The 7,328-nt window shown below is 71.0% G+C and carries 7 protein-coding genes; 3 read left to right on the top strand and 4 right to left on the bottom strand.

The annotated features are described in order from the left end of the window. On the bottom strand, positions 1–1,161 hold a 1,161-nt coding region (locus I73_RS27295; protein ID WP_040500216.1), incomplete at its 3' end, for a TonB-dependent siderophore receptor. Between the two features lie 175 nt (positions 1,162–1,336). Between I73_RS27295 and hemP the strand changes: the two genes are divergently transcribed. The 3 genes from hemP (at position 1,337) to I73_RS27300 (ending at position 3,918) form a co-directional block, all read left to right on the top strand. Continuing rightward, positions 1,337–1,579, top strand: a complete 243-nt coding sequence (gene hemP, locus I73_RS31590) for a hemin uptake protein HemP (RefSeq protein WP_234409471.1) — start codon at positions 1,337–1,339, stop codon at positions 1,577–1,579. A gap of 166 nt (positions 1,580–1,745) precedes the next feature. Next, positions 1,746–2,648 (top strand): hypothetical protein, encoded by a 903-nt coding sequence (locus tag I73_RS10445; protein ID WP_148289772.1) that lies wholly within the window; start codon positions 1,746–1,748, stop codon positions 2,646–2,648. Between the two features lie 10 nt (positions 2,649–2,658). After that, complete coding sequence (locus I73_RS27300) at positions 2,659–3,918, top strand: DUF2325 domain-containing protein (RefSeq protein WP_022980555.1); 1,260 nt, start codon at positions 2,659–2,661, stop codon at positions 3,916–3,918. A gap of 11 nt (positions 3,919–3,929) precedes the next feature. Here I73_RS27300 and bioF read toward each other — a convergent pair whose 3' ends face one another. The 3 genes from bioF to bioA are packed head-to-tail and all read right to left on the bottom strand — an operon-like array spanning position 3,930 to position 7,261. Further along, positions 3,930–5,153: an 8-amino-7-oxononanoate synthase gene (gene bioF / locus I73_RS10455; protein ID WP_022980556.1), complete on the bottom strand. Its 1,224-nt coding sequence runs from the start codon at positions 5,151–5,153 to the stop codon at positions 3,930–3,932. Positions 5,154–5,185: 32 nt separating this feature from the next. Then, complete coding sequence (gene bioD / locus I73_RS10460) at positions 5,186–5,869, bottom strand: dethiobiotin synthase (protein ID WP_022980557.1); 684 nt, start codon at positions 5,867–5,869, stop codon at positions 5,186–5,188. An 18-nt stretch (positions 5,870–5,887) separates the two neighbouring features. Next, positions 5,888–7,261 carry an adenosylmethionine--8-amino-7-oxononanoate transaminase gene (gene bioA / locus I73_RS10465; protein WP_022980558.1) on the bottom strand — a complete coding sequence of 458 codons (1,374 nt, stop codon included), beginning with the start codon at positions 7,259–7,261 and terminating at the stop codon, positions 5,888–5,890. Positions 7,262–7,328 lie beyond the last annotated feature (67 nt).

Consider the following 7,328-nt stretch of genomic DNA (forward strand, 5'->3'; position numbering starts at 1 on the left):
CTGGCGACCGAACAGCTCGAAAGCGCCGTGCGCGCGCACATCCACCAGGTTCTGACTGGCCACATCGGTGTAGGTGGACGGCCAGATCGAAAGACCGTCGCCGCTGCTCTTGTCCGGCGTGCCGTAGACATAGACCATGCGCCCCCGCTGCTGGTCGTCCTTGTGGGTGGCCTGCAGCTGGGCCGTCCAGCCATTGTCGAACTGGTGGTTCAGCGTCAGAAAGCCGATCGAGGTGTCGGTGTTCCAGTAGGTCCAGTCCGGCGAGGTGCTGGTGGAGCGGGGGTAATTCGTCTGGCTGCCATCGGTGTAGTTCAGCGGCAGCGCCCCCCACATCACGCCGGTGGGCCGGTTGTTCTGGCGCGAGAAGCCCGCCGTCAGCAGCGTGCTGGGTCCGATATCGGCCTCCACCACGCCATAGGCCACCCCCTTGCGGAGGTGATAGCGGTCCAGGTAAGAGTCGCTGTCCTCGCCAGCCACCACCACCCGGCCGCGCACACGGCCGTCGGCCGTCAGCGGGGTGGAGACATCGGCGTCCAGACGCACATCGTTCCAGGAGCCCGCGCTCAGCCCGACGCTGGCCTGGAAGTCCGCCGTGGGTCGCTTGCGCACGAAGTTCACCGTCGCCGAGGGGTTGCCGGTGGCGGTCAGCAGACCGGCCGCCCCGTGGATCACATCGATGCGCTCGAACATCGCGGTGTCCAGGTCGCCGTTCTGCAGCCCGAAGCTCATGGGCAGCCCCACGCCATCGAGCTGGAAGTTCGTGATGTCGAAGCCGCGGGCCGTGTAGTAGGTGCGGTCGGTCTCCACCTTTTCCACATTGATGCCCGTGGCGTTGGCCAGGGCCGCGTTCACATTGCTGAGGTGAAAGTCATCCAGTTGGCTGCGGGTGATGACGGAAATCGACTGCGGCGTCTCGCGCACCGACAGGTCCAGGCCCAGGGCGGAATCGCTGTGTCGGCGCGCGGCCGGGGCATCCGGACCCTGGGCCTCGCCGGTGACCGTCACGGTGGGCAGGGTGGTGTCGGTGGCCGCCGGGGCGCTGGCGGCCGGCCCCGGGGCGATCACCGACTGGGCACGGGCCCCGGACAGGCCGAACTGCAAGGCGATGGCCAGCGCCACGGGGACAGGCGCAGAGCGGACGAAGCGTGAACGTGTTTGCATGGGAAATGGCTGGAACAACACGCGCCGACACGGTGATCCATGACATGACCCCCCCCTGCCGACACCAAACGACCACCCGGGCTGGCCTTGGCTGGCTGGGGAACTCGCGCATATTAATGAGAATCAGTTGCAACAACAAAGCGACACACACCCCATGCCCACATGATTGACATGGTTGATTATTCAATGCGAATCATTCGCATTACGATGCGGCCATGTCCTCTCCCATGCCCCCATCCCCTCTCCAACACCCGGCCCGGACGAAGCGTGCGCAGCGCCCCGTCCGGCCTCCAGCGGCTGCCCCCGGTGGGACAGCCGCACCCTGCTGGGCCAGGCCGAGCAGGCGGAGATCCACCATGGCGATCAGGTGTATCGGCTCCGGCTCACGGCCCTGGGCAAGCTGATCCTGACCAAGTGATGGCGCGCCGCTGACCGGCCACATCCCCCCATTCCCAGCCCCCCTCCGACTCGCCCCTTTTCTGTCTGCCGTCCGTGCGAACGGGTCTGAGTTCAGCGCCCGTCTCGCTTCACGCACACCGCCAGCCCACTGCCAGCCCGTGCGCTTCTTCGCCTGAGGAGCTGCCATGCTGAACGTCGCCGAACGGTGTTCGTCCCCTCCATCCCACGCGGTGAACCCTTCCGCCTGGAACCCTCTGGCCCTGGACCTGCAGGTGGGCGCCTGGCCCGCGGGCGAGGGCCTGAGGGTGTGGCGGCTGCTGCCGCACTGGGGCTCCCTGTTGCGTGCCCTCAGCCTGCAGGGCCCGCTGAGCTGGCAGGTCGGCCAGGGTCGCAGCGGCCTGAGCTACCTGGGCGAGGCCACGGTCGTGCCAGAGTGCCCCGGCACGCTGCGGGCCGAAGGCATGGCGCTCGATGCCGGCATCGACGCCTGGGGCTGGGCCTATGTGGTGCAGACCCCGGACCCTTCGGGACACCGCCAGCATCGCCTGGCCCTCTTCGATGTCAACGGCCTGCCCCTGCTGACCGTCCAATGGCCCCTGGATGCCGACCCGGACCGGCTGGCACGCCTGCTGGCCCGCTGGGGCGACCCCTGCCTGAGGCCCCAGTTCAAGACACTCCCGCCCCCTGCCCCAGCCACCGAACCGAGCCCGCACGGCCGGCAAGGCGCCAAGGTGATGGAAGACCTGCTGCTGGCCGATGTGCTGCACGCCGCCCACCTGCAAGGCCTGTCGCTGACGGTTCGCTCCGCGGGCTCGCCCGCTCAGCTGAGCCTCACTGGGGCCTGGCGCCCCCCGGTCCAGGCGCAGGGACGGCAGCTCGCGCGAACCGTCTGCGGCCAGAAGCAGCTGAGCTGGGAAGACCCGGCGATCGGCGACATCCTGCTGCGCAACGACACCACGCCCGGCGGCGTTCGCACCTGGCTGGAATGCACCGATCGCCAGGGCCGCCCCCTGCTGACCCTGCACCCGATCGACACCCCGGCCCAACGCTGCTGCTGGCAGCGCCTGGTGGCCGATCTGCACGCCTGAGGAGACCGCGATGAACCTCCTGTCCCCCCGTCCGCTGAGCCCGGTCACCGGCCCCGGCCCGGATGGCGATCCGTGCTGCCGCCCGGCCACGCCGTTGATCCCTGAACGACTGGGCTCGCGACGCCGACGCATCTGGGAGCTGGGGCCGCACGCCCATTGCCCGGTGATCGGCGTGTGCCTGCCCCTGCCGCTGGTGCGGCGCCTGGCCGACAAGGTGCTGGGCGGTCAGGCCCTGGCCACGGACTACGAGCTGCACTGCGGCGTGAACAGCGATTGCCGCCAACGCACCCCCATGGCCGAGGCCGTGCAGAAGGAGCTGGACCGGCGCTACCTGCTGACCGTGCGGCAGAGCCTCAAGCTCAAGACCACCGAGGCCCTGGCCGGGTGGTGGCAGCAGCAGCGCCAGGGCGACAGCGTGCCCGGCGCGCTGTGGGCCACGCTGACACACTCGCGCTGCGATGCGCTGCTGGAGGAGCGCGTACTGCAGGACATCCATCTGCTGCAGCACCAGGCCGGCGCAGCCAACCGCGCCGACCTGGCCCGCCTGGACAGCCTGCTCGACGAGAACCGGGTGCTGGCCAATGAGCTGGCCCGCGTGCAGGAGCGATGCACGCGGCAGGCCCGCGAGCAGGCGCAGAAGCTCGAGCGCACGCAGTCCGAGCTGGTGCTGGCCCGGGCCGCCCTGGTCGGTCGGGACACGCTGGTGGCCTGCCTGCGCGAAGACCTGGCCGCCCTGGAGGCCAGCATCCCCGACCTGCGCGGCCGCCAGGCGCTGAGTGAACAGCTGGCCCGGCAGCTCGAGCGCATCCAGAACCTGGAGCGCGCGCTGCTGCGCACCCAGCAGACCCTGGAGATGGAGCGCCTGCGCCAGACCCAGACCGAGCCGCCGGACGATCAGACGCCTCGCGTCGAGCCCCAGGACGCCCCCGGCCCGCAGGAGCCGGCCACCGGCGAGGCGCTGGGCGAGCGGGCCGTGCTGTGCGTGGGCGGGCGCCCGGCCAGCGTGCCGGCCTACCGACGCTTGATCGAAGAGGTGGGCGCCCGCTTCATGCACCACGATGGCGGCGAGCAGGACCACATCGCCCGCCTGGACAGCACGCTGGCCGCCGCCGACCTGGTGATCTGCCAGACCGGCTGCATCAGCCACGACGCCTACTGGCGGGTGAAGGACCACTGCAAGCGCACCGGCAAGCGCTGCGTGTTCGTGGACAAGCCCAGCACGGCCAGCCTGCGCCGCGCCCTGGTGATCTTGAAGCCGGTGAAGGGCTGAGCGCGCGGGGCTCAGTCGGCCCGCAGCACCGCCTGGAACTGCTCGGCCGCCAGCGCGTGCAGGGCCTCGAGCAGGCGATCGACGTCGGCCTCGGTGTGCGCGGCCGAGAGCGCGATGCGCAAGCGGGCAGTGCCCACCGGCACCGTGGGCGGACGGATGGCCGGCACCCACAGGCCGCGCTGGCGCAGCGCATCGGTCAGGGCCAGGGCCACCGCGTTCTGGCCCACCACCAGGGGCTGGATCGGGGTGTCCGAGGGCATCAACGCCCAGCCCAGGCTGGCCATGGGCGAATCGGCCGCCGGTGTGAGCCCCCGGCGCAGTTGCAGGATGCGGGCATGCAGCTGATCGCGCAGTGCATCGCCCTGGGCGATGCGGCGCAACGCGGCGCGGATGGCCTCGGCCAGGAGGGCCGGCGCCGCGGTGGCGAAGGTGTAGCTGCGGGCCTTCTGCAGCACCCATTCCACCAGCGTGGCGTCGCCCGCGACGAAACCGCCGGCCACGCCCACCGCCTTGCTCAGCGTGCTCATGTAGAGGATGCGGCGCGAGGCCTTGGCGCCGGTCAGGCCGGCGGCCGCCAAGGCGCCACGGCCTTGCGGGCCCATCACGCCCAGGCCGTGGGCATCGTCCAGCAGCAGCAGGGCATCGTGCGCTTCGGCCAGCGCCAGCAGGCCGGGGATGTCGGCCACATCGCCATCCATGCTGAACACGGCGTCGCTGATGATCAGCTTGCGCTTGGCCTCGCTGGCCTGGAGCATCCGGGCCAGCTGCTCCAGATCGGCGTGGCGGTAGCGCTGCATGCGGGCCCGCGACAGCAGCGCGCCGTCGATCAGGCTGGCATGGTTCAGCCGGTCCGCGAAGATCTCGTCACCCAGGCCCACCAGGGCCGGAATGACCCCCACGTTGGTGGCAAAGCCCGCGTAGAAGTACAGCGCCCGCGGCAGCTGCACGAAGTCCGCCAGCTCCTCCTCCAGCGCGGCATTGGCCACGCTGTGCCCGCTGACCATGGGCGAGGCGCCGGAACCGACGCCGTAGTGCGGCAGGGCCTGCTGCACCGCCTCGGCCAGCGAGGCATCGGCCGCCAGGCCCAGGTAGTCGTTGCTGCAGAAGGCCAGCATGGCCTGGCCGTCCACCCGCATCAGGGCGCCGGGCAGCGGCGTGACCACCCGGCGCTGGCGCAGCAGGTGCTCGGCCTCCAGCTCGTTCAGGCGGTGGGAAAACTCGTCGAGCCAACTCATCGCATCACTCCCTGGCCGCGCGCGCCGGATCTTCAGGTCCAGTCGGTCGGCAGTGTCACGGTGGCCCGCGCCGGGTCGGGCTGGGCCTGCCAGGGGATGTCGGCCAGCAGCGGCACGCCACGCCCGGTCATGTGGGTCTTCAACCAGGCCAGATTCTCCTCCTGGCAGGCCATGTCCGGGTCGACCCGGTTGGCCACCCAGCCGGCCAGGGTCAGACCGCGGGCCTGGATGGCCTCGGCGCTGAGCGCCGCGTGGTTCAGGCAGCCCAGGCGCAGGCCCACCACCAGCACCACCGGCAGGCCCAGCGCGGCAGCCAGGTCGGACATCATGTGCTGTTCGTTGAGCGGCACGTACCAGCCGCCCGCGCCTTCCACCACCACCACGTCGGCCTGGGCCGCCAGGGTCTGGTAGCGCTCGACCAGGAAGGGCAGCTCGATGCGCCGGCCGGCCCGCGCGGCCGCCAGATGCGGCGAGAGCGGGTCGGGCAGCGAGATGGGGTTGTCCAGCTCGGGCGGCACCTTCAGCGTGGAGGCCGCGCGCAGCGCCAGCGCGTCCTCGCTGGCCCAGCCGCCCTCGTGCGGGATCAGGCCCGAGGCGATGGGCTTCATGCCCACCACCTTGGCGTGGTGGCGCGCCAGCGCGGTCAGCAGCACGCAGCTGCCCAGGGTCTTGCCTATGCCGGTGTCGGTGCCGGTGACGAAACAGCCTTTGAACATGGTTTCTTCTCAGAAGTCTCAGACGCCGTCGACCACGCCCTGGGTGCTGGGGGCACCGCCGGTCTCTTCGGCCAGCGTGGCGTTCAGCGCGGCCAGGGCGGCCTGCGCCAGGAACTCGCCTTCCGTCTCGCTGATGACCAGCGGCGGCATGGCATAGACGGTGTTGCCGATGGGACGCAGCAGCACGCCCTGGGCCAGCGCGTGGCGGGCGAAGCGGCGGGCGAAATCCGGCAGGCTGGTGGCCACGTCCCAGGCGAAGATCATCCCCTGCCGGCGGGCGAAGCGCACCCGCGGGTGCTGGCTCAGGCCCTCGAACTGACGCCACAGGCGCGCGCCGCTGAGCTCGCTGACCTTCACCGGGTCCAGCTGGGCCAGCAGCTCGGTGGCGGCCAGCGCGGCGCGGCAGGCCAGCGGGTTGCCGGTGTAGCTGTGCGAGTGCAGGAAGCCGCGGGCCACCTGGTCGTCGTAGAAGGCGGCATAGACCGCGTCGGTGGTCAGCACCGCCGACAGCGGCAGCGTGCCGCCGGTCAGGCCCTTGGACAGGCAGATGAAGTCGGGCCGGATGCCAGCCTGCTGGTGGGCGAACCAGCTGCCGGTGCGACCGAAGCCCACCGCGATCTCGTCGGCCACCAGATGCACCTCGTGCTGGTCGCACAGCGCGCGCACCCGCTGCAGGTAGCGCGGGTGGTGCATGGCCATGCCGGTGGCGCATTGCACCAGCGGCTCCAGGATCAGCGCAGCCGTCTCGTCGGCATGTTCGGCCAGCCAGTCGGCCAGCGCATCGGCGGCGCGGTTGGCCACGTCCTCGGCCGTCTCGCCGGGCTGGGCCAGGCGGGCGTCGGGGCTGGGCACGGTGGCGGCCAGACGCACCAGCGGCGCATAGGATTCGCGGAACAGCGCGATGTCGGTCACCGCCAGCGCGCCCACGGTCTCGCCGTGGTAGCCGCCGGCCAGCCCGATGAAGCGGTTCTTGCCCGGGCGGCCCTGGTTGCGCCAGAAGTGCGCGCTCATCTTCAGCGCGATCTCGGTGGCCGAGGCCCCGTCGCTGCCGTAGAAGGCGTGGCCCAGGCCGGTCAGGGCCGACAGGCGCTCGGACAGCTCCACCACCGGCGCATGGGTGAAGCCGGCCAGCATCACATGGTCCAGCCGGTGCAGCTGGTCGATCAGCGCCTCGCGGATGGCCGGGTGGCCGTGGCCGAAGAGGTTGACCCACCAGGAGCTGATGCCGTCGAGCAGGCGGCCGCCGTCATGGTCGTACAGCCACAGGCCCTCGGCCCGGGCGACGGGGACCAGCGGCAGCGGCGCCCCCTCGGCCGCATGGGCCTTCATCTGGGTGCAGGGGTGCCAGACCGCGGCCAGGCTGCGGTCATGCCATTCGGTGTTGCGACTCATGTTTAGATCCCTGCCATGTAAAAGGCCGCCCGCAGGCGGCCCGTTCAGCGGTGAATGGCGTTCAGCC

This window comes from Ideonella sp. B508-1 (assembly GCF_000333615.1).
In the GTDB taxonomy this organism is placed as follows: domain Bacteria; phylum Pseudomonadota; class Gammaproteobacteria; order Burkholderiales; family Burkholderiaceae_C; genus Ideonella.

Coding starts and splice junctions, on each gene's coding strand:
- I73_RS10445 (WP_148289772.1), top strand. CDS start 1,746: ATGCTGAACGTCGCCGAACGGTGTTCGTCCCCTCCATCCCACGCGGTG.
- I73_RS27300 (WP_022980555.1), top strand. CDS start 2,659: ATGAACCTCCTGTCCCCCCGTCCGCTGAGCCCGGTCACCGGCCCCGGC.
- bioF (WP_022980556.1), bottom strand. CDS start 5,153: ATGAGTTGGCTCGACGAGTTTTCCCACCGCCTGAACGAGCTGGAGGCC.
- bioD (WP_022980557.1), bottom strand. CDS start 5,869: ATGTTCAAAGGCTGTTTCGTCACCGGCACCGACACCGGCATAGGCAAG.
- bioA (WP_022980558.1), bottom strand. CDS start 7,261: ATGAGTCGCAACACCGAATGGCATGACCGCAGCCTGGCCGCGGTCTGG.